Annotated in this window: 18 protein-coding genes; 8 read left to right on the plus strand and 10 right to left on the minus strand. The window is 64.5% G+C overall.

Translation table 11 applies throughout. The features are described 5' to 3' along the window. The first annotated feature begins 372 nt into the window (after positions 1-372). Positions 373-2,196, plus strand: coding sequence for an AsmA family protein (locus tag LXM94_RS06020; RefSeq protein ID WP_235770256.1), 1,824 nt, complete (start codon positions 373-375; stop codon positions 2,194-2,196). Between the two features lie 6 nt (positions 2,197-2,202). Here LXM94_RS06020 and LXM94_RS06025 read toward each other — a convergent pair whose 3' ends face one another. From LXM94_RS06025 to LXM94_RS06045, 5 genes are all read right to left on the minus strand, one after another. After that, positions 2,203-3,018, minus strand: coding sequence for an ABC transporter permease subunit (locus tag LXM94_RS06025; RefSeq protein ID WP_235770257.1), 816 nt, complete (start codon positions 3,016-3,018; stop codon positions 2,203-2,205). A 5-nt stretch (positions 3,019-3,023) separates the two neighbouring features. Beyond that, positions 3,024-3,935 (minus strand): ABC transporter permease subunit, encoded by a 912-nt coding sequence (locus LXM94_RS06030; protein WP_235770258.1) that lies wholly within the window; start codon positions 3,933-3,935, stop codon positions 3,024-3,026. 4 nt (positions 3,936-3,939) lie between these two features. Further along, positions 3,940-5,082: an ABC transporter ATP-binding protein gene (locus tag LXM94_RS06035; protein ID WP_235770259.1), complete on the minus strand. Its 1,143-nt coding sequence runs from the start codon at positions 5,080-5,082 to the stop codon at positions 3,940-3,942. Between the two features lie 79 nt (positions 5,083-5,161). Then, the gene (locus LXM94_RS06040; RefSeq protein WP_235770260.1) at positions 5,162-6,262 is read right to left on the minus strand and encodes a polyamine ABC transporter substrate-binding protein; all 1,101 of its coding nucleotides are present in this window, start codon (positions 6,260-6,262) and stop codon (positions 5,162-5,164) included. Between the two features lie 182 nt (positions 6,263-6,444). Next, positions 6,445-7,860, minus strand: coding sequence for a helix-turn-helix domain-containing protein (locus LXM94_RS06045; protein WP_235770261.1), 1,416 nt, complete (start codon positions 7,858-7,860; stop codon positions 6,445-6,447). Positions 7,861-8,094: 234 nt separating this feature from the next. Between LXM94_RS06045 and aceA the strand changes: the two genes are divergently transcribed. Beyond that, entirely contained in the window at positions 8,095-9,384 is a 1,290-nt protein-coding gene (aceA, locus tag LXM94_RS06050; RefSeq protein WP_235770262.1) for an isocitrate lyase, read from the plus strand. 85 nt (positions 9,385-9,469) lie between these two features. After that, positions 9,470-9,709, plus strand: a complete 240-nt coding sequence (locus LXM94_RS06055) for an SMc00767 family acetate metabolism repressor (protein ID WP_235770263.1) — start codon at positions 9,470-9,472, stop codon at positions 9,707-9,709. A 160-nt stretch (positions 9,710-9,869) separates the two neighbouring features. On the opposite strand, the gene LXM94_RS06060 is transcribed toward LXM94_RS06055, so the two are convergent. From LXM94_RS06060 to LXM94_RS06075, 5 genes are all read right to left on the minus strand, one after another. Continuing rightward, the gene (locus LXM94_RS06060) at positions 9,870-10,745 is read right to left on the minus strand and encodes a LysR family transcriptional regulator (RefSeq protein ID WP_235770264.1); all 876 of its coding nucleotides are present in this window, start codon (positions 10,743-10,745) and stop codon (positions 9,870-9,872) included. Between the two features lie 391 nt (positions 10,746-11,136). Then, the gene (locus LXM94_RS06065) at positions 11,137-12,984 is read right to left on the minus strand and encodes a methyl-accepting chemotaxis protein (RefSeq protein ID WP_235770322.1); all 1,848 of its coding nucleotides are present in this window, start codon (positions 12,982-12,984) and stop codon (positions 11,137-11,139) included. 201 nt (positions 12,985-13,185) lie between these two features. Then, positions 13,186-15,717, minus strand: a complete 2,532-nt coding sequence (locus LXM94_RS06070; RefSeq protein WP_235770265.1) for a methyl-accepting chemotaxis protein — start codon at positions 15,715-15,717, stop codon at positions 13,186-13,188. A gap of 284 nt (positions 15,718-16,001) precedes the next feature. Beyond that, the gene (locus LXM94_RS26035) at positions 16,002-16,133 is read right to left on the minus strand and encodes a hypothetical protein (RefSeq protein WP_268965034.1); all 132 of its coding nucleotides are present in this window, start codon (positions 16,131-16,133) and stop codon (positions 16,002-16,004) included. Positions 16,134-16,319: 186 nt separating this feature from the next. After that, positions 16,320-17,498 (minus strand): BaiN/RdsA family NAD(P)/FAD-dependent oxidoreductase, encoded by a 1,179-nt coding sequence (locus LXM94_RS06075; RefSeq protein WP_235770266.1) that lies wholly within the window; start codon positions 17,496-17,498, stop codon positions 16,320-16,322. Positions 17,499-17,670: 172 nt separating this feature from the next. On the opposite strand from LXM94_RS06075, the gene LXM94_RS06080 reads away from it, so the two are divergent. The 5 genes from LXM94_RS06080 to edd all read left to right on the plus strand — a co-directional run bounded on the left by LXM94_RS06080 (position 17,671) and on the right by edd (position 24,691). After that, complete coding sequence (locus LXM94_RS06080; RefSeq protein WP_235770267.1) at positions 17,671-19,107, plus strand: glutamine synthetase family protein; 1,437 nt, start codon at positions 17,671-17,673, stop codon at positions 19,105-19,107. 95 nt (positions 19,108-19,202) lie between these two features. Continuing rightward, on the plus strand, positions 19,203-20,489 hold the full coding sequence (locus tag LXM94_RS06085) for an NAD(P)/FAD-dependent oxidoreductase (RefSeq protein WP_235770268.1): 1,287 nt from the start codon (positions 19,203-19,205) through the stop codon (positions 20,487-20,489). 96 nt (positions 20,490-20,585) lie between these two features. Then, positions 20,586-22,058 (plus strand): glucose-6-phosphate dehydrogenase, encoded by a 1,473-nt coding sequence (zwf, locus tag LXM94_RS06090; protein ID WP_235770269.1) that lies wholly within the window; start codon positions 20,586-20,588, stop codon positions 22,056-22,058. Between the two features lie 7 nt (positions 22,059-22,065). After that, on the plus strand, positions 22,066-22,764 hold the full coding sequence (pgl, locus tag LXM94_RS06095; RefSeq protein ID WP_235770270.1) for a 6-phosphogluconolactonase: 699 nt from the start codon (positions 22,066-22,068) through the stop codon (positions 22,762-22,764). Between the two features lie 106 nt (positions 22,765-22,870). Then, entirely contained in the window at positions 22,871-24,691 is a 1,821-nt protein-coding gene (edd, locus tag LXM94_RS06100; RefSeq protein WP_235770271.1) for a phosphogluconate dehydratase, read from the plus strand. Positions 24,692-24,752: the final 61 nt, after the last annotated feature.

Below are 24,752 nucleotides of genomic sequence, written 5' to 3' on the forward strand. Positions count from 1 at the left end.
CCCGCTCGCCGATCACGCCGCAATCCTCCCAGACTGCGGTCCAGAACGCCGCCCGGTCGTCGACGGACCAGGCATGCAGGGCATCGTAGTCGGCCAGCGGCCGACCGGCGCGGGTCTCGCAGGCGCGTCGGAAAAGAGCCATCGGGCTCGTCTCAAGAATTTCGTCCGTCGGCTGCCAAAGAGGTATTTCTGTCGTCATGCGCTCCTCCACTCCATCGGGGCTTCTATATCATGTTGCGGCGCAATAAGAAGAGTGGTCCGCCAGACTGCGGCAGGCGGTGCTGCAATTTGGCCACCCCCATTTGATTTCTGCCGCATGAACGCCTATTGCCAAACCGCAGGCTGCGCACACGGCCGAGGACCACCCGCCCCATGTTTCCGTTCCGATTCCTTCAGACCCGTTTTCTTTTAAGGACGTTCCTGCTGCTCGTCGTCTTCGGCGCGATCACCCGGATTGCCGCCCCTTATCTGCTGCCGAGTGCCGCGATGGAGCGGGAACTCAAGTCGGCAATATCTGCCTGGACCGGCACGGAATTCACCAGCGGGTCGCCGGCAAGCTTCAGTTTCTGGCCCTATCCGCAGGTCAGGATAGAGCAGATTCGGCTGAAGCGGCCGGCCGATGCCGAAAGCACCGCCTTGATGGAAGCGGATTCGATTTCGGCAACCTTCAGTCTGCTCGGCTCGGCCTTCGGCGAACCGGATTTCGACGGTTTCGAGATCGTGCGGCCGGTCTTCACGCTCGCCTGGGACGACACCGGGACGCTCAACTGGCCGAGAAGCGCCTGGATGGAGCGCGCGGTGGCGGATGCCGCCGACCGCGACGAGGACCGGGCGCTGCCGCACAGCCGCATCGGCACCGTGACACTCGTCGACGCCAGGATCAGCGTCGACAACCGCAAGCGGAAGGAGCGTTATGAGGTTACCGACGTCAACGGCACGATACGCTGGCCGGGCGTATCGGGCAGGCTCGACGTCACGCTGCGCGGCGTGCTGAAGGGCGAAGTCGCGACCTGGACGCTGGAGACGAACGAGCCGCTCAAGCTTGTCGCCGGCGAGAACGCGGCGATCACCACGGCTTTTACGTCGGATCCGCTGACGGTCGGCTTCGAAGGCATCGGCAATCTGTCGGCAAACGCCTTCATATCCGGCAAGCTGCAGCTTCATGCGCCTTCGATCAGCCACCTGCTCGACTGGCGCGGCGCGGACCTGCCGGGTGCGGCGGAACTGGGCGGCGTCTCGCTGGAGGCAACGGTCACCACCGCAGGGCACACGGCGAAACTCGACGACCTGACGCTTCGCCTGCAGGAATCGCAGGCGACAGGCGTCCTCGACGTGGCGCTGCCCGGTGGCACGCGTCCATCGATCGGCGGCACGCTCGCCTTCGATACGGTCGATCTCGCCACGCTCTATCGCTCGCTGACCGCCCCCGCCGCCGCCAACGGTCCCGACGACCGGACCCGATCGATTCCGCAGCGCATCGGGCTCGACCTGCGCCTGTCGGCGCGACAGGCAGCCCTTTCGCCCGTCACGCTGAACGATCTTGCCGCCGGCATCCGGACGGATGGCCCGGTGACGTCGCTCGACATCGGCGACGCCGCCATTTTCGGCGGCCGGATGAACGGTCGCCTGACGCTGGTGGAGCATGGGCAACGCGGCGGTCAGATGCAGCTTTCGTTCAACGATGTCGATCTCGGCGCACTTTCCGGCGCCTTCCGCCTCGTCGGCCCCCTGCCGACCGGACGCAGCAGGGCGGACATCACCCTTTCTTCGTCCGAACCGCTCGACGCGTTCACCGGCGAAGACCTCAGCGGCACCTTCCGCATCGCCATCCGCGACGGTGTCATTCCGAATTTCGACCAGGGCGCATTCCTCGATCTCGCGAGCAAAAGCCGCTATTTCCGCATGAGCGACGCGGCCGACGGCAGCTTCGCCTTCGCTGCGGCGCTGATCCAGGGCAAGATCGACAGGGGGCTTGCGGAGATCGATAAAGCGACCTTCGAAGGGACGGACAAGCACCTCGACCTCTCAGGCGTCATCCCCTATCGCAGCGGCAGCCTGGCGCTCGCCGGCACGCTGGCGGACAAGCCCGGCGCCAGTGGCGTGACGACACCGTCGACGAATTTCTTCGTCGGCGGCGCCTGGCCGGAACCGCTCATCTCGCCGATTTCGGTCCTGACGCGCCAGCCGCAGCCGTGACCGCCGTCACCTGCCGGCGAAGGCCGCCTGCTCGTCGCGCTGGCGCTGCATCTCGCGCCGCTTCGTCATGATGGAGGCAATGACCACGCCGACGGCGACGACGGCGATGAGCAGCGTGCAGGCCGCGTTGATTTCCGGTGTAACGCCGAGGCGCACCTGGCTGTAGATCTTCATCGGCAGGGTCGTGGCGCCCGGCCCCGAGGTGAAGCTCGCGATGACGAGATCGTCCAGCGACAGCGTGAAAGCCAGCACCCAGCCGGAAAACACCGCCGGCGCGATGACCGGAAGAGTAACCTCGAAGAACGTCTTCACCGGCGTAGCCCCGAGATCCATCGCCGCCTCCTCGATCGAGCGGTCGAAGGAAAGAAGCCGTGACTGCACGACCACGGTAACGAAACACATGGTCAGCGTTATATGCGCCAGCGTCACCGTCCAGAAGCCGCGATCGAAACCGATCGCCACGAAGAGCAGCAGGAGCGACAGGCCGGTGATGACCTCCGGCATGACGAGCGGTGCATAGACCATGCCCGAGAACAACAGCCGTCCGCGGAAGCGGGTGTAGCGCACCAGCGCCAGCGCCGCCATCGTCCCGAGGATCGTTGCGACCGTCGCCGAAACGAGGGCGACCCGGATCGTGACCCAGGCGGCGTCGATGAGGCTCTGGTTGCGGAAGAGCGCGCTGTACCACTGCGTCGAGAAGCCGGCCCAGACGGTAACGAGCCTCGAGGCATTGAACGAGAAGATCACCAGAAGCACGATCGGCAGGTAGAGGAAGGCGAAGCCGAGCACGACCGAGACGATGTTGAACCGGGTCCATTTCATGGCCGCTATTTCCCCTGTTCCTCGGCTTTCGCCTGGGCGTTCTGGAAGAAGACGATCGGTATGACGAGGATCAGGAGCAGGATCGTCGCGACCGCCGCGGAGACCGGCCAGTCACGATTGACGTTGAACTCCGTCCAGAGCGTCTTGCCGATCATCAGGGTCTGCGATCCGCCGAGCAGATCGGGGATGACGAACTCGCCGACCGCCGGGATGAAGACGAGCATGCAGCCCGCGACGACGCCGGCGAGGGACAGCGGGAACGTCACTTTCCAGAAGGCGGCGACCGGCGGACAACCGAGATCCTGCGCCGCCTCGATCAGTGAGTGGTCCATCTTTTCGAGCGCCGAGTAGATCGGCAGCACCATGAAGGGGAGGTAGGAATAGACGATGCCGATATAGATCGCCCAGTTCGTGTTGAGGATGATCAGCGGCTGGTCGATCGCGCCGAGCGACAGCAGCAACTGGTTGAGCAGGCCCTCGGGCTTCAGGATGGCGATCCAGGCATAGACGCGGATCAGGAAGCTCGTCCAGAACGGCAGGATCACCATCATCAGCAACATGGGCCGCAGCGTGCGCGGCGCCTGCGCCATGCCATAGGCGATCGGGTAACCGATGAGCAGCGTCAGGAATGTCGACACCCCGGCGATCCAGAGGCTCGACAGATAGGCGTTGAAATAGAGCGCGTCCTCCGTCAGCCAGACGAAGTTGTCGAGGCTCAGATCGCCGATTTTCTGCCAGATGCCGGAGAGACCGTCCGCCAGCGAGAAGACGGGTTCATACGGCGGCTGGGCGATCGCCGTCGTCGACAGCGAGATGCGGAAGACGATGAAAAAGGGAATGAGGAAGAAGAACAGCAGCCAGGCATAGGGCAGGAGGATGACGAGGCGGCTGAAGATTGCGGAGCCGAGCTTTGTCATCGCCTTAATCCCTCAGGACGACGCCGGCGGTCTCGTTGAACGAGACCCAGACCTTTTCATCGTAGGCGATCGGATCCTCGACCTCGCGTTGTGCGTTGAGCATCGAGGCCTTGACCACTTTGCCGCTTGCCAGCCTGACATAGACAACCGTCATGTCGCCGAGATAGCCGATGTCCCAGACCTCGCCTTCGGCGGCGTTGACGGTGGCATCGGCGGGTGCCGCACGGCTGACGCGCAGCTTCTCCGGGCGGATGGCGAAGCTGGCGCTGGCGCCCGACGCCGGACTTTCGGAACTGGCGGTCCGGATGTTGAACCCGTCGGTGCCGACAAGCTCGATCTTGCCGTTGCCATTGGCCGAGACCTTGCCCTCCAGGATGTTCACGTCGCCGATGAAGTCGGCGACGAAGCGCGAGTTCGGCGCCTCGTAGATTTCGGCGGGCGTGGCGACCTGGACGACCTTGCCGTGGCTCATGACCGCGATGCGGTCGGCCATCGTCATCGCCTCCTCCTGGTCGTGAGTGACGACGACGAAGGTGAGACCGAGTTCCTGCTGCAGGTCCATGAGCTCGAACTGCGTCTCCTCGCGCAGCTTCTTGTCGAGCGCGCCGAGCGGTTCGTCGAGCAGCAGCACCTTTGGCCGCTTGGCAAGCGAACGGGCCAGCGCCACGCGCTGGCGCTGGCCGCCCGAGAGCTGGTGCGGCTTGCGTTTGGCGAACTGCTCAAGCTTCACGAGCTTCAGCATCTGGGTGACGCGCTCGGCGATTTCCGTCTTCGGCATGCCGTCCTGTCGGAGACCGAAGCCGATATTGCTCTCGACCGTCATGTGCGGAAAGAGCGCGTAGGACTGGAACATCATATTGACGGGACGCCGGTAGGGCGGGATGGCGGCGATGTCCTGCCCGTCCAGCACGATCTCGCCCGAGGTCGGCTTTTCGAAGCCGGCAAGCATGCGCAGCAGCGTCGATTTTCCGCAGCCGGAGGCACCGAGCAGGGCGAAGAACTCACGGTGATAGATATTGAGGGTGAGGTCGTCGACGGCGGTGAAATCACCGAACTTCTTGGTGACATTCCTGAAGGATATGAAGGGCTTCGCGCTTGGGTCCGTCCACGGCGAAAAGGATCGACGGATATTGCCGAGAGATTTCATCACCTGTCCCCGATTATCGTTCTTGGCAGTCCATAGAAAATTGCCCGGAAGAGCGTTCCGGGCAATTCGTTTGTGGGGCTTACTGACCCGTGACCACCTTGGTCCAGATCCGGGTGACGATGCGTTGCGTCTTCGGATCGTAGGGATCCTTGGTGTAGAGCTTGCCCATCGTTTCCGCCGACGGGTAGATCGCCGGGTCGTCGAGCACTTCCTTGTCGACGAACTGCTGCGACGCCTTGTTGCCGTTCGCGTAGAAGACGTAGTTCGACGCCTTGGCGATGACTTCCGGTTTCATCAGGTAGTTGATGAAGGCATGCGCCTCCTCGACATGCTGCGCATCGGTCGGGATCGCCATCAGGTCGAACCACATCTGTGCGCCGCCGTCCGGAATGGAATAGTTCACCTCGACGCCGGCATTGGCCTCAGCCGCGCGGTCGCGGGCCTGCAGCACGTCGCCGGACCAGCCGAGCGCTAGGCAGATGTCGCCGTTGGCGAGCGCGTTGATATATTCCGACGAATGGAACTTGCGGATCGACGGACGGACCGTCATCAGGAGTTCGCCGGCCTTGTCGAGATCGGCCTGGTCCTTCGAGTTGGGGTCGAGGCCGAGGTAGTTGAGCGCCGCCGGGATCACCTCGTCAGCCGTGTCGAGGAAATAGACGCCGCAATCCTTGAACTTCTCGATGACCTCGGGCTTGAAAAGCACGTCCCAGGTCGGTGCCGCGTCCGTGCCGAGGATTTCCTTCGTCTTGGCGACGTTGTAGCCGATGCCCGTCGTGCCCCACATGTAGTCGACGGCATAGTCGTTGCCGGGATCGTAGCGCGCGACGCGCTCCTGGACCACGTCCCACATGTTCGAGAGATTGGGGATCTTCGACTTGTCGAGTTTCTGGAAGACGCCGGCCTGGATCTGGCGCTGCAGGAAGCTGCCGGTCGGGACGACGATATCGTAACCGCTGCCGCCCGCAAGCAGCTTGGTTTCCAGCGTCTCGTTGCTGTCGAAGACGTCGTAGACGACCTTGATGCCGGTCTCCTTGGTGAAATCCGCAAGGATCGACTCGTCGATATAGTCGGACCAGTTGTAGACGTTCAGGACCTTTTCCTGCGCGACCGCCGGACCGCCCGACAGGCCAGAAACTGCGGCGACCGTGGCGGCCACCAGAAATGTGCGTCTTATCATTGATATTGCTCCCAGTTTTTATCTTGCTGATCGTTCAGGATGATAGACGGCTACCGATTATGGAGTTTTTTTGAGGCACCACAAGCATCATTCTGCAACGCAACAGATCGAATATTGCTATCACATTTTCTTATTTTCTATCATATTTGAAATCGGTTCTGCCGCGGAAATCAAGCGAAAATTTACTGGAAGTCGAAAAGGCTGAGGCCCGCGACCATTTCATCAAGGCCGAGCGGCCGTGTCACCGGCGGTTCGGCGCGCGCCAGACAGCCCTGCCGCTCGCACAGCCGGCAGGCGGTACCCACCGCCACGTGCGCCCCGCGCGCCGCAGCCGCACCATAGACCGTCTCGCCGGCAAGAGCCGCATCGCAGCCGATCAGCACTGCCGTGCGCCGCACGCGCTCCTCGAACGCGCCCTGCGGCCCTTCGAGCGTGCGCGACACCGTGAGGAAGGAAGCGCCGTCGGGCATCTCGACCGTCTCCACCAGGATCTGGCCCGGCTGGGCGAAGGCGGTGTGAAGCGCGAGCTTCGGACAGCCGCCGCCGAAACGGGCCTGCGGAAAACCCTGCGCGCCGGCACGGCGGAAGCGGTGGCCGGCGCTGTCGACCTCCAGGATGAAGAAGGGAATACCGGCCCGGCCCGGCCGTTGCAGCATCGTCAGGCGGTTCGCCGCCTGCTCGAAGGACACTCCGAAGCGCGACCGCAGGACATCAATGTCGTAGCGCGCGCGCTGGGCCGCGGAGAGGAACGCCTCGTAGGGCATCATGAGCGCATGCGCCGCATAGCGCGCCAGCTCGAAACGGGCGATGCGGCGGGCCTCCGCCGTCGACAGCGCCAGAGCATCGAGTTCCGCAAACAGCTCCTCCTGCAGCGCGATCTGGGCGGTTTCCATTGCCACTTCGCGAAGCTGATCGAAAGGTGACAGGCGTTCGGAGAGGAAGAGGCGCATCGAGTGGCGGTCGAACCGGCGGCGGAGGTTCGGCATGGTATGGACCGGAAGCAAGCGGACGACGACGCCGTGCTCCTTTCGCAGCCAGCCCTTAATGGCATTTGTGAGGTCGTCGCCGGGCGACAGCGCCGCGTGAAACCGCTCCGCCGCCTCGTCCAGCCGCGCGAAATGGTTCGACCGGCCCTCCAGCCGCTCGCGCACTTCGTCCATCGGCAACGTCGCGCCGGCCAGCGATGTCGCATGCCCCTCCCGCGCGAGGAGTTCGGCGAGATCGGTCAGGCGCGATGCCTGTTCGCGATAGGCACGATAGAGCTTCAGGATGCCGCCCGCCACGTTCGGAGCCGCGTCGGCGATCTCGATGAGTTCCTGCTCGCCCGGCAGCTCCCCGGCAAGCAGCGGATCGGAGAAGACGGCGCGCAGTTCCTTGACGCTGCCGCCGCTGTCGCCCTGCAATTCGTCGAGGTCCACCTTGTAGACGGAGGCGAGCCGCAGCAAGAGCTGTACCGTCAGCGGACGCTGATTGCGCTCGATGAGGTTCAGGTAGGAAGGCGAGATCGACAGCCCCTCCGCCATCGCGGTCTGCGTCAACCCCAGGGCATTGCGGATACGTCGCACCTTGGGGCCAGCAAAGATCTTGTTCTCCGACAAATGTCAATTCCTTTACAAACCCGCCAGACGATGCCTGGATTGGACATTTACAGAATTTACATTTTTACAATACGTGCCGGTCAAAGGCAACACATCGTAACTTCAATTTTCTCCCGAAAACCAATTAAATCTCGCAAGTTTGTGCGTCGCGATGTAAATCATGTCACACGACTTGAAACACATCTGAGATCAAAAGCTCGCTTCAAAGGCGCGACATTCAGGCAGGAGGATACTATGACTGATTTTTACACACTCGTTCCGAGTGCACCGCAGGGCCGCTTCGACGGTGTCGAGCGCCCCTACACCGCCGAGGACGTCAAGCGGCTGCGCGGTTCCGTCGAGATTCGCCACTCGCTGGCCGAGATGGGGGCGAACCGCCTCTGGAAGCTCATCCACGACGAAGACTTCGTCAACGCGCTCGGCGCGCTCTCCGGCAACCAGGCCATGCAGATGGTCCGCGCCGGGCTGAAGGCGATCTACCTCTCCGGTTGGCAGGTTGCGGCCGACGCGAACACGGCCTCCGCCATGTATCCCGACCAGTCGCTCTATCCGGCCAATGCGGCGCCCGAGCTCGCCAAGCGTATCAACCGCACGCTCCAGCGCGCCGACCAGATCGAGACCTCCGAGGGCAAGGGGCTGTCGGTCGACACCTGGTTCGCCCCGATCGTCGCCGACGCCGAGGCCGGCTTCGGCGGTCCGCTCAATGCCTTCGAAATCATGAAGGCCTTCATCGAGGCGGGTGCGGCCGGCGTCCATTACGAAGACCAGCTCGCATCGGAGAAGAAATGCGGCCATCTCGGCGGCAAGGTTCTGATCCCGACCGCCGCCCACATCCGCAACCTGAACGCCGCGCGGCTGGCCGCGGACGTCATGGGCGTGCCGACGCTCGTCATCGCCCGGACGGACGCGGAAGCGGCGAAGCTGCTGACCTCCGACATCGACGAGCGCGACCGCCCGTTCGTCGACTACGACGCCGGCCGGACCGTCGAGGGTTTCTATCAGGTCAGGAACGGCCTTGAACCCTGCATCGCACGCGCCGTCGCCTATGCGCCAAATTGCGACCTCATCTGGTGCGAGACGTCGAAGCCCGACCTCGATCAGGCCAGGCGCTTTGCCGAAGGGGTCCACAAGGTCCATCCGGGCAAGCTCCTCGCCTACAACTGCTCGCCGTCGTTCAACTGGAAGAAAAACCTCGACGACGCGACGATCGCCAAATTCCAGCGGGAACTCGGCGCAATGGGCTACAAGTTCCAGTTCATCACGCTTGCCGGCTTCCATCAGTTGAACTTCGGCATGTTCGAACTGGCGCGCGGCTACAAGGATCGGCAGATGGCCGCCTATTCCGAGCTGCAGGAGGCCGAATTCGCAGCCGAGGTAAACGGCTACACCGCGACGAAGCACCAGCGCGAGGTCGGCACCGGCTATTTCGACGCCGTGTCCCTGGCGATCACCGGCGGCAAGTCGTCGACGACCGCCATGAAGGAATCGACCGAGCACGACCAGTTCCGCCCGGCAGCCGAATGAACCTTCCCCTCCCCGTCCTCCGATGCGGATGGGCGGGGAGGCCCTGCGATACCGTCAAGAACCCCGAAGAGAGAGGAGAAATGCCATGACAGTCCAGACCCGGGTCAAGGAGCGCGCCGAGGAACAGTCCTCCGCCATGACACCCGAACAACAGGCGGCGATCCGCATGGTCGCAAACGACCTGCATCGTCTCAACCAGTCCGTCATGAAGGCCGTCGAGGCGGGCGTGTCGGTCGAACTCGTGCGTTCCGCCCGTCATCATGGCGGCGAAGGCAACTGGGGCGACCTGCTGATTCCCGTCATCGTGACGCAGGGCCGGGGCTGAGGCGATGTTGTTCGTGACAGCCTGCTGCATTCTCCTGGCGACGATGCGGATGCCGGTAGCAAGGCCGGCACGGGCGGCAATCGGCGCTCGTCGCCGACGCTGACCCGCGCAACATGTTCCCCAGTTCTCCGGGCCCGGCTCCCCGCCGGGCCTTTTGCCGTCAGCCGCTGCGTTGCGGACGGCGTCCCGCGAAGAGATCGGAATGGCTCTTGAGGAGCCGGAAGAGCCGGTCGGAGACCGTGCGGATATCGCGCCGGTGGCGGTCTTCCGTGTTGGTCACGATCCATTGCTGGTAACGCAACGCCTTTATTTCGCCGCCGCTCCGCTCGAGCGCCGGATCAAGGTCGCCGACGAAGCAGGGCAGGACCGCCTGACCGGCCCCGGCGCGCGCGAGATCGAGAAGGGACCGGGGCCGGCTTGCCACCACGGCGATCCTGCCGCCGGCATTGTCGTGCGGCCAGCGCAGATAGGGCGATATCGCGTCCTCCTCGCCAACGGCAAGCCAGCCGCCGGTCTCGCCATCCGCCGTGTTGCGGCGGCGATAGGCGGCATAGGCTACGTCGCCCGCCAACCGTCGCATCAGGTGCGGCTCGTCGGGCAGAACCGCCCGCACGCCGATGTCGCTCTCCCGATGCGCCAGCGTCGCGCGCCGCTCCGAGACGGAGAGATCGACGCGGAAGGTGTCACGCTCCGTCCGGATCGCCGGAAAGTTCTCGCAGAGAAGCCACGTGACCCAGGTGCCGGCCATCAGGCGCACGATCGTCGCACCGGCCCCCTCGTCGCGCCAGGCATCGACCGCGCGGGAGGCCGATTCCATCGCCTGCACCTGTGCGAGAAGCGCCTGCCCGTCCGCAGTGAGGCTGTAGCCCGTCTGCCGGCGCACGAAGAGCTGGCGCCCGAGCGCGTCTTCCAGCTCGAGGATGCGCCGGCCGACCGTCGCAGGGCTGGTTCCGGCCGCCTGTGCGCTGCCGGTCAGCCCGCCATGGCGGGCAACAAGCAGGAAAACCTGATAGAGATCCCAGGCGACATTTTTCATGAATGAAAGACATCGCACGGATGTCGCCGTATGTGAAGCAGTTCCTGAACGGTAGATTTTGATTGGCGAGGCCTTGCCGACGAGCGTCCCCTCTGTCCGGCACCACCCGCCGCCACGTCAGTCCCATTCAAGGAATAGCGACATGCACGACATATTTGGCACAGTGCTTCTGGTGGAACTCTTCTCCCGGCGGCCCTTCATCGAGGTGCTGACGGGGCAGCCGGGTGCTGTCGGACCGCAACGCCAGCCGGAAACCGCCAAGCCAGCGTCAAGCACTCCCGACGGAGAGCCGCGTGGCATATTCCGGCGCTGGCGGTCGTCCGCGGCGTCGCACAAACGAAAAGGGGCCGCCCAGGACGACCCCTCCTCGGATTTCTGACCGCAACCGCCGTCAGGCGGCGCGCTGCGCACGGCCGGCGCCGCCCTGTCCGTTCGCCTCGAAGCGGAACTGCGCGACGAGCGTCATCAGCTCGTCGGCCTGGCTCGCGAGCTGGCGGCTGGCGCCGGTGGTCCGTTCGACCATCGAGGCGTTCTGCTGGGTCATCTGGTCCATCTGGTTGACGGAACCATTCACCTCCTGCAGGGCGGCGGACTGGTCGCGGCTGGCCGTCGCGATCACCTCGACATGCTGGCTGATGGCAACGATCTGCTGGCTGATGGACGCGAGAACCGCACCGGTTTCCTGCACGAAGCGCGCACCGGTCGAGACTTCCTGCGTCGACTTGTCGATGAGCCCCTTGATCTCGCGCGCCGCATCGGCCGAGCGCTGGGCGAGTTCGCGGACTTCCTGCGCGACGACTGCGAAGCCCTTGCCGGCTTCGCCTGCGCGCGCGGCCTCGATGCCGGCATTGAGCGCGAGCAGGTTCGTCTGGAAGGCGATGTCGTCGATCACCTCGATGATCTGCTCGATCTTCTGAGAGGCTTCCTCGATGCGGCCCATCGCGTCGATCGCATTGGCGACGACGGTGCTGGAATTGTCCGCGCTGCGCTTCGTCTCGGCAACCTTCTGGTTGGCCTCATGGGCGCGTTCCGCGGAATTGCGCACGGTCACCGTGATCTCGTCGACCGCCGCAGCCGTTTCCTCGAGCGAGGCGGCCTGGGATTCGGTACGCCGCGAAAGGTCGTCGGCGGACTGGTGCATCTCGGTGCCGTTCGCCTGGATCGCCTGGGCGTTCGCGCGGATGCGGCCGAGGGTATCCTGCAGGCGGGCGAGCGAGCCGTTGAAATCCTCGCGGAGCTGCTCCAGACGGCCGGTGAACGGCGTGTCGATCGTGCGCGAGAGGTCACCCTGCGACAGGCGGCCGAGGCCGGCCGCGAGCTGTTCGACCGCGAAGTCGATCTGGCGGTCGAGTTCGTGCTTCTCCGCGTCGCTCAGGGCGCGGAGATTGGCCGCCTCGCTATCGCGCTCGGCGGCTTCGCGCTCGATCGCGATCTTGTTCAGGGCGTTGTCACGGAAGACGGCGAGCGCCCTTGCGATGCGACCGAATTCATTGGCCTTCTCAAGGCCGGGAATATCGGAGTCGAGACGTCCTTCCGCAATGCCGGAAACCGCGTCGATCAGCGCACGAAGCGGCTTTGTCGCATAGCGGATCGCAACGAAGGCGAGACAGCCGAAGATCAGCATGGAGATGAGCCCTGCTGCGATCGACAGGTATTGGAGGTCGTGGATCTTCTGGAAATAGACTTCCATCGGGATGCCGATGAAGAGAATGCCCACATTGGCGCCGGCCGTGTTCTTGACCGGGAAATAACCCGTCATGAAGTCGCGGCCGAAAAGCTGCGCCGGGCCGAAATAGGCTGTGCCCTTGGCGAGCACGGCCTGTGCCGGATGTTCGGGGGCAAGCTTGGTGCCGACGGCACGGCTGCCGTCCTCCTTCTTCACATTCGTCGAGATGCGGACGTAGTCGTTGCCCTGCTTGGCGAAGACCGTCGCCACGCCGGAAATCGACTGCGCCGTGCGATCGACCAATGTATGGTCGGCGATCTCCGGCATCGTCTCGGCACCGACCGCCGCGAGTTGCTCATCCTTGACCGTGATCGTCGCGTCGCCATTCGCCGCGCCGTAGAGAACCGCCATGGTCCGTGTGGCGTCGCGGGCATCGTTGGCCGCATCCTGCAAAACATAGGAGCGAAGCCCCAGATGCATGGCGCCGACCATGGCCGCCGCACTGAGGAAGATGAATGCCACGGTCATTGCGGCATATTGCACCGCTACCGAAGACTTGAAGATGCGCATGATGGTGAACCCCCGTAACTCGCGGAAGAGTTTCATGTAAAATAAATAACAAATGCTAAAATTTAGCCACCCGCCGGCGGATGGCTCCCGGTTTCACCGGAAGGGGCCCAAAAGCATTCCGCAAGGACGCTGCGGAGCGCGCGACCTTCACCGCGCGCTCCGGTTTCCATCAGGCATTTTTAGCGAACCTGCCGCCTTGTTTCCTCAGGCGGCTCTGTAGTCCGAATGCGGCCGTTCGTCGGACGGCTCGAGCCGGAACTGCTCGACAAGCATCATCAACGTGTCCGCCTCGCCGGCAAGCTGACGGCTCGCCGACGTGGTGAGTTCCACCATGGATGCATTCTGCTGGGTCATCTGGTCCATCTGGTTGACGGAGCCGTTGACTTCGTTGAGGGCCATCGCCTGGTCGCGGCTCGCGGTCGCCATCGTGTCCACATGCTGGCTGACGGTGACGATCTGCCGGCTGATTGCCGCAAGAACGGTTCCGGTCTCCTCTACGAGCCGCGCGCCGGCGCTGACTTCCGTCGACGACTTGCTGATGAGGCCCTTGATCTCCCGCGCGGCTTCGGCCGAGCGCTGGGCAAGCTCGCGCACTTCCTGCGCGACGACGGCAAAGCCCTTGCCCGCCTCGCCGGCGCGCGCCGCCTCGATGCCGGCATTGAGCGCGAGCAGGTTGGTCTGGAAGGCAATGTCGTCGATCACTTCGATGATCTGCTCGATCTTCTGCGAGGCTTCCTCGATGCGCCCCATGGCGTCGATCGCGTTGGCCACGACGCCTGCCGAATCGTCGGCGCTCTTCTTCGTTTCGGCCACGACGAGATTGGCTTCATGCGCCCGTTCGGCGGAAGACCGGACGGTCACGGTGATTTCCTCGACGGCTGCGGCCGTCTCTTCGAGCGACGCAGCCTGGGATTCGGTGCGCTTCGAAAGCTGGTCGGCGGATTCGCGCAGCTGCGTGCCGCTCGACTGGATCGACAGCGCATTGTTGCGGATCTGGCCGAGCGTGTCCTGCAGGCGCACGAGGGAGACGTTGAAGTCCTGGCGCAACTGCTCGAGACGACCGGTGAAGGGCGTGTCGATCTGCCGGGACACATCGCCCTGCGCCAGGCGACCGAGACCGGCGGCGAGCGCATTGACCGCGAAGTCGATTTGCCGGTCCATGTCCTGCTTCTCGGCATCGTTGCGCGCCCGCTCCGCCTCGGCGACGGCACGCTGCTCCTCGCTCTCGGCCTCGATGCGGATCTTTGACAGGGCGTTCTCCTTGAAGACGCCGAGCGCACGTGCCATGTCGCCGATCTCGTCCCGCCGGTTCTCGCCCGAAATGCCGGTATCGAGGAACCCGTCAGCGAGCCGGCGCATGGCGCTGGTGATCTGGCCGATCGGCCCCTTCAGCGTCAGCACGAGCGCACCGCCCGCGACAAGCGCGATGAAAATGCCGGAGACGGTGGCGAGGAGCGACACCTGGTTCGCCTTCTCCCGCTCACTGCCGGCGCTCGTCTTCTGATCCTCGGCAAATTCGCTGAGCTGATTCCAGATACGGTCGATCGAAGCGCCGGCCGCCTTGAAATCCTCGACGCGCGTCGCGCTGATCTTGACCAGTTCGGCGCTGTCCACATCCATCTTCTTCAAAGCCGGCATCAGCGTCTCGCCGACACTGTCGAAGAACGTCAGGCCGCTGGCGCTGCCGCGCAGGCCGTCCATGTCGCTCTCAACGAGCCGAAGTTCGCTCAACAGCTTCTGGCGGTTTTCCTCCGACGTCTGGCCGAGGAAGCGCGCGGCGGCAATCTGGATGGCGTAGACCGAATTCACCAGCTTGCGGGTGGCGACGAGGATTGCCTCGGAGCGGATGATCGGCTCGTCGAGTTCGCCGAAGATGCGGGTCGCCTCGCGCATCTTTTCGCCGGCTGCCGTCTGGAGTTGGATGCTGATCGTCCGGAAGCGGGCAACGCGACGCGTAACTTCCGCAACGGTGACGTCCACCGGCTCCGACGAGCCGACCAGCTTGCTGATTTCCTTGGCCGTGTTGCTGATCGTGCCGGCGACGCTCTTCTGCGACTTCGGCAATACGGTCGAGACGGCGCGCTGCGTCTTCGTAATGAAGGGGAAGCGCTCTTTGACGAGTTTCAGCTTGTCTTCCGGCGTGCGCGCCTTCGCATAGTCCGTGCCGAATTCGGCGAAGAACTTGCTGCCGTTCGTCAGGCGGTCCGCCTCGCGCAACATGCTCTTCGCGGCATTTTCGTCCTGGCGCACGGAGCGCTGCAGTTTCGTGGCCTCCTCGAGAATCTTGACCTGTTCACCGGAGAGAAAATTGAGGTTCTTCGACATCGCCTGGCGAAGGTCCACTTCGCCGACATAGAGGGTCCAGAGGCCTTCCATGCGGGCTTCGATGTCGGCGGTCTGGGTCTGGGCCTGCTCGAGCTTCGACCGGTCGGCGTCCGGCGCGAGACCGTTCATCGTCGCCGCAAGAACCTCCTTCTGCGCTGTCAGCCGCTGGTAAACGGTGTCGCGGTTCTCCTCGCTGGTGTTTTGCAGGAACTGATTCATGCCGGCATAGACATCCTTGAAGCCGCTCAAGGATTGCAGGACGCTGTTCGAGATCTCCATGCGCCCCTGCAGCAGGCCCGAGGCGTAGAGTCCCGTGAAGCCGACGGCGCAAATGCTGACGACGAAGGGCAGGATGAACAGCAGCACCTTCGTCTGGATCTTGAAGCGGGCGAGAATCTTGTCGATGAACATGGCGGACATCCCAGGTCGGCAACGGACCACCCAGCCCCGAAATCGAGGACTCCCAAGGTCTCACCTGCCGAATAATTCAGATGACATGCGGAGTTGCGCCGCGGTTCCGGAACGCAGTCATTGCAGCGTCGCGCCCCAAGCCGTTCGGGTTCGCGCACGTCCGGAATCTCAATCGATTATATTCAGCATCAATCTTTAACAATTCATGCCATCGCCGGCCGAATGGCGGCGAGGGTTGCGGGCGGTGCGCGGACGCGGGGTGAACAGGCGGCCGGACAGCGCAATCAGGCCCAGAACGCGATCACCGCGCACAGGAAGGTTCCGGCGGCGAGAGCGTGGAGGGCGATGGCGCGGCGCTGCTCAGCTATGGCAGCGGCAATCGCAATGGCGCGGGCACGACGGTGCATATGGGACATGGGCCTTGAACTCCGGCAACGACAAACACGCCCGGCTGATCCGGCTTGTCGGCCCACATCATGTTGTTTCCGGCTGTCTGCGGAGCGGAAGCCTCGGGCTTGCCAATGCCGGAAACGCCGACATCCCAGCAGGATCGCCCCGGCGCGTTAAGGAACCGTGAAGAGCCGTCCCCCGAACGCCTTGCCTCAGGCGTGTTGTCCGGCAGCGTGACCGGACGCCCAGGCCCACTGGAAATTGTAGCCGCCCAGCCAGCCGGTCACGTCGACTGCCTCCCCGACGAAAAACAGGCCCGGCACCGCCTTTGCGGCCATCGTGCGGGAATCGAGATGCGACGTGTCGATGCCGCCAAGCGTCACCTCCGCCGTCCTGTAGCCCTCCGATCCGGCCGGGCGGACGCGCCAGTTGCGCAGGAGGTCGTCCAGCGCCGCCAGCCGCTTGCCGGAAAGATCGGCGAGCGTACCGTCGATCGACGCCTTCGCAAGCGCCAGGGCGGCGAGCTTGCGCGGCAGATGCAGCGAGAGCGCGCTCAGCACGGACTGCCTGCCGTTCTCCCGTCGCGCGGCGGCGAGCGCCTCGGAAACGGACAGATCCGGAACGAGATGGAGCGCGACCTCGTCCCCCTCGCGCCAGAAGGAGGATATCTGCAGGATGGCGGGCCCGCTGAGGCCGCGGTGTGTGAAGAGCATCGCTTCGCGGAAGGCCGTCCGGCCGCGGCGGGCGATGACGTCGACGGAGATGCCGGGGAGTTCACCATGTTCTGCAAGGAGCGCCGGATCGAGCGTCAGCGGCACGAGCGCCGGTCGGGTCTCGACGACGGGGAGGCCGAATTGTTCGGCGACGCGATAGGCGAAGCCCGTCGCCCCCATCTTCGGAATGGATTTGCCGCCGGTGGCGATCACCAGCGAGGCACAGTCGATCGGCCCGTCGCCGGTCGCAATCCGGAACCGGCCGCCGTCATGCGCGATCTCGCCGACCGTCGTCTGCAGCCTGAGCGCCGCACCGCCCGCCCTCATCTCGGCCAGCAGCATCGCGATGATGTCCTTCGCCGAATGGTCGCAGAAGAGCTGGCCAAGCGTCTTTTCGTGCCAGGCGATCCCGTGACGCTCGACGAGATCGAGGAAATGGCGCGGCGTATAGCGCGCGAGCGCCGACTTGCAGAAATGCGGATTGGCCGAGAGGAAGTTGCCGGGAGCCGAATGAATGTTGGTGAAGTTGCAGCGGCCGCCGCCCGAGATGCGGATTTTTTCCCCCGGCGCGCGCGCATGGTCGAGAACGAGGACATCGCGTCCCCGCTTTCCCGCCTCGATCGCGCACATCATGCCAGCGGCACCGGCGCCGATGATGACGACGTCCCGCCGTTCCATCCGTCCTGCAATCCCGTTTCGCCTCTCCCTTGGCTTTGCCGCCGCTCAAAAGTCAACCGCCGCACGTTCCGCCCGCAAATGCACAGCGACGGCAGGCGGGTCCCGCCGAGCCCTCTAGCAAAGGTTTCATCTCCGGCTATGATGCGTCATCTGAAACCCAACCCGGTGTGTCATGCCCTCAAGGAAAGCCGTTACCGCGACGATCGAGAAAACCAGCCGTACCCGAAAAGTTCCTCCCGCCCTCACCGCATCGCGCGGCGTCAAGACCTGGAAAGAGGCGGCGGACTGGCTGAAGATCCGCGGTATCGAGGACATCGAGTGCATCACGCCGGATCTTGCGGGCGTGCCGCGCGGCAAGATGATGCCGTCGTCGAAATTCACCTCCAACACCTCGCTGGCACTGCCCTCGGCGCTCTACCGCCACACGATCTCCGGTGAATATCCCGAGGAGACGGGCAATTTCCGCTATGAGCCGCGCGACAGCGATCTGAAGCTCGTACCGGATCTTTCGACCCTGTCCGTCGTGCCCTGGGAGAGCGACCCGACGGCGCAGGTGATCTGCGACATCGTCGGATCGACCGGCGAGAACGTGCCCTACGCGCCGCGCAACGTCCTGAAGAACGTCGTGCGGCTCTATCGGGAACGCGGCTGGAAGCCGGTGGTGGCGCCCGAGATCGAATTCTATCTCGTCGCCATGAACGACGATCCCGACTACCCGCTGCATCCGCCGAAGGGCCGGTCCGGCCGCTCCATTCTCAGCGGCCAGGGCTATTCCATCGCCGGCATCAACGAGTTCGACGAGCTGATCGACGACATCTACCATTTCTCCGAGAAGCAGGGCCTCGAAATCGACACGCTGATCCACGAGGAAGGCCCGGCGCAGCTGGAGATCAACCTGCGCCACGGCGACCCGATCGAACTCGCGGACCAGGTCTTCATGTTCAAGCGCACGATCCGCGAGGCGGCGCTGAAACACGGCATCTATGCCACCTTCATGGCCAAGCCGATGCAGGGCCAGGCGGGATCGGCGATGCACATTCACCAGTCGGTCGTCGACATCAAGACCGGGAAGAACGTCTTCTCGAATCCGGACGGTACGGAATCGAAGGCGTTCTTCCAGTTCATCGCGGGCATGCAGACCTATGTCCCGAAGGCGCTCGTCATGATGGCGCCCTACGTGAATTCCTACCGCCGGCTGACGCCCGAAATGTCGGCACCGGTCAACAATGCCTGGGGTTACGACAACCGCACCACGGCTTTCCGCGTTCCGCTTTCGGACGCGGCGGCCCGGCGCATCGAGAACCGCCTGCCGAGTTCGGACGCCAATCCCTATCTCGCGCTCGCCGCCTCGCTCGGCTCCGGCCTGCTCGGCATCATGAACGCGCTGGAACCGAGCCTTCCGACCGAGGACACCGCGAACGAAGGGGCGATCGACCTGCCGCGCGGCCTGCTCGAAGCCGTCTCGCTGCTCGAATCCGAGCCGGCGCTCGCGCAGGTGCTGAGCGCCGAGTTCATCGGGCTCTATGCCGGCGTCAAGCGCGGCGAGTTCGAGACCTTCATGCAGGTGATCAGCCCCTGGGAGCGGGAATTCCTGCTGCTCAACGTCTGATCCCTGCCGGCGCGGCGGGACGCCCGAGTGAACGATACGGACATGGTGAGGGTGCCCGCCTCCCCTCGCCGACCCCCTTCATCGCGAGTAGACCCATGCCTTGGCAGAGCCCGATTTCCCCCGGCATTTCCTGGTACGAAGCAACGGTTGGCGAACGGCCGGACTATCCGCCGCTCGCCGGTTCCTGCGATGCCGACGTCGCCATCGTCGGCGGCGGCTTCACCGGATTGCAGGCAGCCTACAACCTCGCGCGCAAGGGCGTGCGCGTCGTGCTGATCGACGCCAACCGCTTCGGCGACGGCGCGTCGGGACGCAACGGCGGCCAGCTCGGCACCGGCCAGCGCGCCTGGCCGGAGGAGCACGAAGCGACGTTCGGCTTCGAACGCGCCAAGGCGCTTTTCGACCTTGCGGAAAACGCCAAGCAGCACATTCTCGATTTCGCCGAAACCCACCAGATCGACATCGAATTCGTCCGCGGCCATCTCAACGTCTCGCACAAGCCGAGCGAGGAGAAGGATTTCCGCCAGAATGCGGAGCTTGCCGCCACGCGCTACGGCTATCCGCACACGGCCTTCATGGACAGGGCCGAGACGCAGGAACGGCTCGGGTCGACCCGCTATGTCTGTGGCGTGCGCGACACAGGCACCGGCCATATCCATCCGATGAAGCTGCTCGTCGGACTTGCACGCGCCGCGAGCCGGGCCGGCGCGGCACTTTACGAACAGACGGCGGCACGGACGATCGAGCGCATCGGCGGCAAGGCGGTGATCACGACGGTTTCCGGCACGATCACCGCGGACCGGGCGCTGATCGCCTGCAATGCCCATATCGGCAATCTCGAGCCGAAGACGGCGGCGCATGTCATGCCGATCCGCTCCTTCATCGGCGCGACCCCGGTGCTCGACAGCCATCCGGCGGTCATTCCCGGCGGCGAATCCGTCTCCGATTCCCGCTTCGTCGTGCGCTACTTCCGCAAGAGCCGCGATGGGCGCCTGCTGTTCGGCGGGCGCGAGGCCTATACGGCCGACAATCCGCGCGACATCACCGAGCATATCCGCCGGCAGGTCGCGGAAATCTACCCCGGGCTGAAGGACGTCGAGTTGACCCATGCCTGGGGCGGCTCGGTCGGCATCACCATGCCGCGCCAGCCCTATGTGCGGGAGGTCATGCCCGGCATCACCTCGATCGGCGGCTATTCCGGCCATGGCGTCATGCTGTCAAACTATTGCGGCAAGCTCTATGCCGAGGAGGTGACGGGCGGCAGCAGCGAACTCGAGCAGCTGAAGGCGCTGAAGATTGCGTCCTTCCCGGGCGGCGCGCGCTTCCGTTCGCCGCTGCTCTTCCTGGCGCTCACCTGGTACGCGCTGCGCGACAGGCTATGAAGGCCCGGTGGAACGGATTTTGTTGCGTTGCACTCTGGCGTTTTTAAATCGATTAGATTATAAACCGAACCAACCCGAAAGAGATCGAGAATTCCGATGAGCAGCCAGATCATTCCCGTTGAGCCCTTCGACTACGTCGTCTTCGGCGGCACGGGCGACCTCGCCGAGCGCAAGCTTCTGCCGGCGCTCTATCATCGCCAGCTGGCCGGCCAGCTCTCCGACCCGACCCGCATCATCGGCGCCTCGCGTTCCGCACTTTCCCATGCGGAATATCGCAAGTTCGCGACGGATGCGCTGAGGGAGCACCTGAAGCAGGGCGAATTCGACGAGGCGCAGGTCAAGGCGTTCTGCGACCGCCTGTTCTACATTTCCGTCGATGCGAAATCGGACCAGGGCTGGGACAAGCTCAAGGAAATCCTCGACGAGGCCAAGGACCGGGTCCGCGCCTTCTATCTCGCGGTCGCCCCCGCGATCTTCGGCGATATTTCGGAGAGGATCCGCGACAACAAGCTGATCACCAAGCAGACCCGCATCGTCGTCGAAAAGCCGATCGGACGTGACCTGGCCTCTGCGACCGAGCTCAACAACACGATCGGCAAGGTCTTCCGCGAAGAGCAGATCTTCCGCATCGACCACTATCTCGGCAAGGAGACGGTGCAGAACCTGATGGCGCTGCGCTTCGCCAACGCGCTCTACGAGCCGCTGTGGAATTCGGCGCATATCGACCACGTGCAGATCACGGTCGCCGAGGCCGTCGGCCTCGAAAGCCGCGCCGGCTACTATGACAAGGCCGGCGCGCTGCGCGACATGGTGCAGAACCACATTCTCCAGCTTCTCTGCCTTGTCGCGATGGAAGTGCCCTCGTCGATGGATGCGGAAGCCGTGCGCGACGAGAAGCTGAAGGTGCTTCGCGCGCTGAAGCCGATCGACCAGTACAATGTCGAACGCCTCACCGTGCGCGGCCAGTACCGTGCCGGGGCCTCCGCCGGCGGCCCGGTCAAGGGTTATCTCGAAGAGCTGGAGGGCGGCGTCTCCAACACGGAAACCTTCGTCGGCATCAAGGCGGAAATCGGCAACTGGCGCTGGGCGGGCGTGCCCTTCTACATCCGGACCGGCAAGCGCCTTGCCGGGCGCATGTCGGAGATCGTCATCACCTTCAAGCCGATCCCGCACTCGATTTTCGACAGCGCGGCCGGCCGCATCGAGGCGAACCAGCTCATCATCCGCCTGCAGCCCGACGAGGGCGTCAAGCAGTCGCTGATGATCAAGGATCCCGGGCCGGGCGGCATGCGGCTGCGCAACGTCTCGCTCGACATGAGCTTCGCGGAAGCCTTCGACGCCCGCAATGCCGACGCCTACGAGCGCCTGCTGCTCGACGTCATCCGCAACAACCAGACGCTGTTCATGCGGCGCGACGAGGTCGAGGCGGCGTGGAAATGGGTCGATCCGATCCTGAAGGCATGGGAGGCGACCGGCCAGCAGGTGCAGGGCTACACGGCCGGCACCTGGGGACCGAGCCAGGCGATCGCCCTCATCGAGCGCGACGGCCGCACATGGCATGAGAATTGAGGACGGCATGGCAGCACGAATGCACGTATTCGCCGACGGATCGGCGCTTGCCGAGGGGCTGGCGGATGCCGTCGCCGCCGCTCTCGGCGCGGCGATCGAAGCCCGCGGAGCGGCCAGCCTTGCCGTCTCCGGCGGTTCCACGCCGAAGGCTTTCTTCAAGGCGCTGGCGACCCGCGATCTCGACTGGTCCAAGGTGACGATCACGCTGGTCGACGAGCGTTTCGTGCCTGCCGACAATCCGCGCTCCAACCACCTTCTCGTTGCCGAGAACCTGCTGCGCGACAAGGCCTCCGTCGCGAAATTCCTGCCGCTTTACAGCGCCGCCGCATCGGTGGAGGATGCGGCGAAGGCTGCGACCGTTTCGGCGGCAGCGCTCGGCGCACCCTTCGACGTCGCAATCCTCGGCATGGGAACGGATGGCCATACGGCATCCTTCTTCCCGGGCGGCAGCGATCTGGCGGTGGCGCTCGATCCGGCCACACCGCGCGGCGTCATCACCATGGAGGCGGCGGGCGCGGGCGAAACCCGGCTCACCTTCACCTTCTCGGCCCTTGAGGACGCGCGCCTGCTGGTGCTGCACATCGAGGGGCAGGGCAAGAAGGACGTGCTCGACAAGGCGAACGCGCCAGGCGACGAAACGGACATGCCGATCCGCGCCGTGCTGCGCCGGGCATCGACCCCGGTCGACATCTACTGGGCGCCCTAGGCGCCGCCCCGCCGGCTTGCCGGCATGAACACCGCGGCCCGTGGCAGCTCGGCAATGCCGGCAGACGGCCGCACAAACCATGAAATCGAGAGGTCAGGATCGTCCCATGTCCGCCGATTCCCGCATCCAAGCCATCACGCATCGTATCGTCGAGCGTTCGAAACCCTTCCGCGAACCCTATCTTGACCGGGTCAGGAAAGCCGCCGCCAAGGGCGTGCAACGCTCGGTTCTCTCGTGCGGCAACCTCGCGCACGGCTTCGCCGTCTGTTCCCCCGCCGAGAAGACGGCGCTTGCGGGCGACCGCGTGCCCAATCTCGGCATCATCACCGCCTACAACGACATGCTGTCGGCGCACCAGCCCTTCGAGACCTATCCGGCGCTGATCCGCGCGGCTGCCGCGGAGGCCGGCGGGGTAGCACAGGTGGCCGGCGGGGTGCCGGCGATGTGCGACGGCGTGACCCAGGGTCAGCCCGGCATGGAGCTGTCGCTTTTTTCGCGCGACCTCATCGCGATGTCGGCCGGCGTCGGCCTGTCGCACAACATGTTCGATTCGGTCGTCTATCTCGGCGTTTGCGACAAGATTGTGCCGGGGCTTGTGATCGCGGCGCTGACCTTCGGCCACCTGCCGGCCGTCTTCGTGCCCGCCGGTCCGATGACCACCGGCCTGCCGAACGACGAGAAGGCCCGCATACGCCAGCTCTATGCCGAGGGCAAGGTCGGCCGCGCCGAACTCCTGGAAGCGGAATCGAAGTCCTATCACGGCCCCGGTACCTGTACGTTCTACGGTACCGCCAATTCCAACCAGATGCTGATGGAGATCATGGGCTTCCACATGCCCGGCGCCTCCTTCATCAATCCGGGCACGCCGCTGCGCGACGCGCTGACGAAGGAATCGGCCAGGCGCGCGCTTGCCATCACCGCCCAGGGCAACGAGTTTACGCCGGCGGGCGAGATGATCGACGAGCGTTCGGTGGTCAACGGCGTCGTCGGCCTGCATGCGACGGGCGGTTCGACCAACCACACACTGCATCTGCTCGCCATGGCGCGCGCCGCAGGCATCCTGCTGACCTGGAAGGACATTTCCGATCTGTCTGACATCGTTCCCCTGCTTGCCCGCGTCTATCCGAACGGGCTTTCGGACGTGAACCACTTCCATGCGGCCGGCGGCATGGGCTTCCTCATCAAGGAGCTTCTGAAGGGCGGCCTGCTGCACGACGACGTGCGCACGGTCTACGGCCAGGGTCTGCACGCCTATACGATCGACCCGAAGCTCGGCGACAACGGTGCGGTTCTGCGCGAACCCTCGCCAGAGAAAAGCCACGAGCCGAAGATCCTCGCCAATATCGAGACGCCGTTCCAGCCGACCGGCGGCCTTAAGATGCTGTCCGGCAACCTCGGCAGCGCCGTCATCAAGATCTCCGCGGTGAAGCCGGAACGCCACGTCATCGAGGCGCCGGCAAAGGTGTTCCACAACCAGCTCGAACTGAACGACGCCTTCAAGAACGGCGCGCTCGAGGGCGATTTCATCGCGGTCGTGCGCTTCCAGGGCCCGAAGGCCAACGGCATGCCGGAGTTGCACAAGCTGACGACCATCCTCGGCATCCTGCAGGACCGTGGCCAGAAGGTGGCGCTCCTGACCGACGGGCGCATGTCGGGTGCCTCCGGCAAGGTGCCGGCCGCGATCCACGTGACGCCGGAAGCCGTCGACAACGGCCCGATCGCCCGCATCCAGGAGGGCGACATGATCCGGCTCGACGCGGTGCACGGAACGTTGCAGGTGCTGGTCGACGCCAAGGAACTCGGCGCGCGCATACCCGCTTCCCCGGATCTTTCTGGCAATGACTTCGGCATGGGGCGCGAACTCTTCGCCCCCTTCCGCGCCGTCGCCGGACCGGCGGACCAGGGCGCGAGCGTGCTCTTCGCCTGACGGACGTGAACCCCTCAAGACAAAAGCCGCGGCGGAAACGCACGCGGCCGTTGTCTTGATC

The organism is Rhizobium alarense (genome assembly GCF_021555155.1).
Taxonomy (GTDB): domain Bacteria; phylum Pseudomonadota; class Alphaproteobacteria; order Rhizobiales; family Rhizobiaceae; genus Rhizobium_D; species Rhizobium_D alarense.

Coding starts and splice junctions, on each gene's coding strand:
- LXM94_RS06020 (WP_235770256.1), top strand. CDS start 373: ATGTTTCCGTTCCGATTCCTTCAGACCCGTTTTCTTTTAAGGACGTTC.
- LXM94_RS06025 (WP_235770257.1), bottom strand. CDS start 3,018: ATGAAATGGACCCGGTTCAACATCGTCTCGGTCGTGCTCGGCTTCGCC.
- LXM94_RS06030 (WP_235770258.1), bottom strand. CDS start 3,935: ATGACAAAGCTCGGCTCCGCAATCTTCAGCCGCCTCGTCATCCTCCTG.
- LXM94_RS06035 (WP_235770259.1), bottom strand. CDS start 5,082: ATGAAATCTCTCGGCAATATCCGTCGATCCTTTTCGCCGTGGACGGAC.
- LXM94_RS06040 (WP_235770260.1), bottom strand. CDS start 6,262: ATGATAAGACGCACATTTCTGGTGGCCGCCACGGTCGCCGCAGTTTCT.
- aceA (WP_235770262.1), top strand. CDS start 8,095: ATGACTGATTTTTACACACTCGTTCCGAGTGCACCGCAGGGCCGCTTC.
- LXM94_RS06055 (WP_235770263.1), top strand. CDS start 9,470: ATGACAGTCCAGACCCGGGTCAAGGAGCGCGCCGAGGAACAGTCCTCC.
- LXM94_RS06060 (WP_235770264.1), bottom strand. CDS start 10,745: ATGAAAAATGTCGCCTGGGATCTCTATCAGGTTTTCCTGCTTGTTGCC.
- LXM94_RS06070 (WP_235770265.1), bottom strand. CDS start 15,717: ATGTTCATCGACAAGATTCTCGCCCGCTTCAAGATCCAGACGAAGGTG.
- LXM94_RS26035 (WP_268965034.1), bottom strand. CDS start 16,133: ATGTCCCATATGCACCGTCGTGCCCGCGCCATTGCGATTGCCGCTGCC.
- LXM94_RS06075 (WP_235770266.1), bottom strand. CDS start 17,498: ATGGAACGGCGGGACGTCGTCATCATCGGCGCCGGTGCCGCTGGCATG.
- LXM94_RS06080 (WP_235770267.1), top strand. CDS start 17,671: ATGCCCTCAAGGAAAGCCGTTACCGCGACGATCGAGAAAACCAGCCGT.
- LXM94_RS06085 (WP_235770268.1), top strand. CDS start 19,203: ATGCCTTGGCAGAGCCCGATTTCCCCCGGCATTTCCTGGTACGAAGCA.
- zwf (WP_235770269.1), top strand. CDS start 20,586: ATGAGCAGCCAGATCATTCCCGTTGAGCCCTTCGACTACGTCGTCTTC.
- pgl (WP_235770270.1), top strand. CDS start 22,066: ATGGCAGCACGAATGCACGTATTCGCCGACGGATCGGCGCTTGCCGAG.
- edd (WP_235770271.1), top strand. CDS start 22,871: ATGTCCGCCGATTCCCGCATCCAAGCCATCACGCATCGTATCGTCGAG.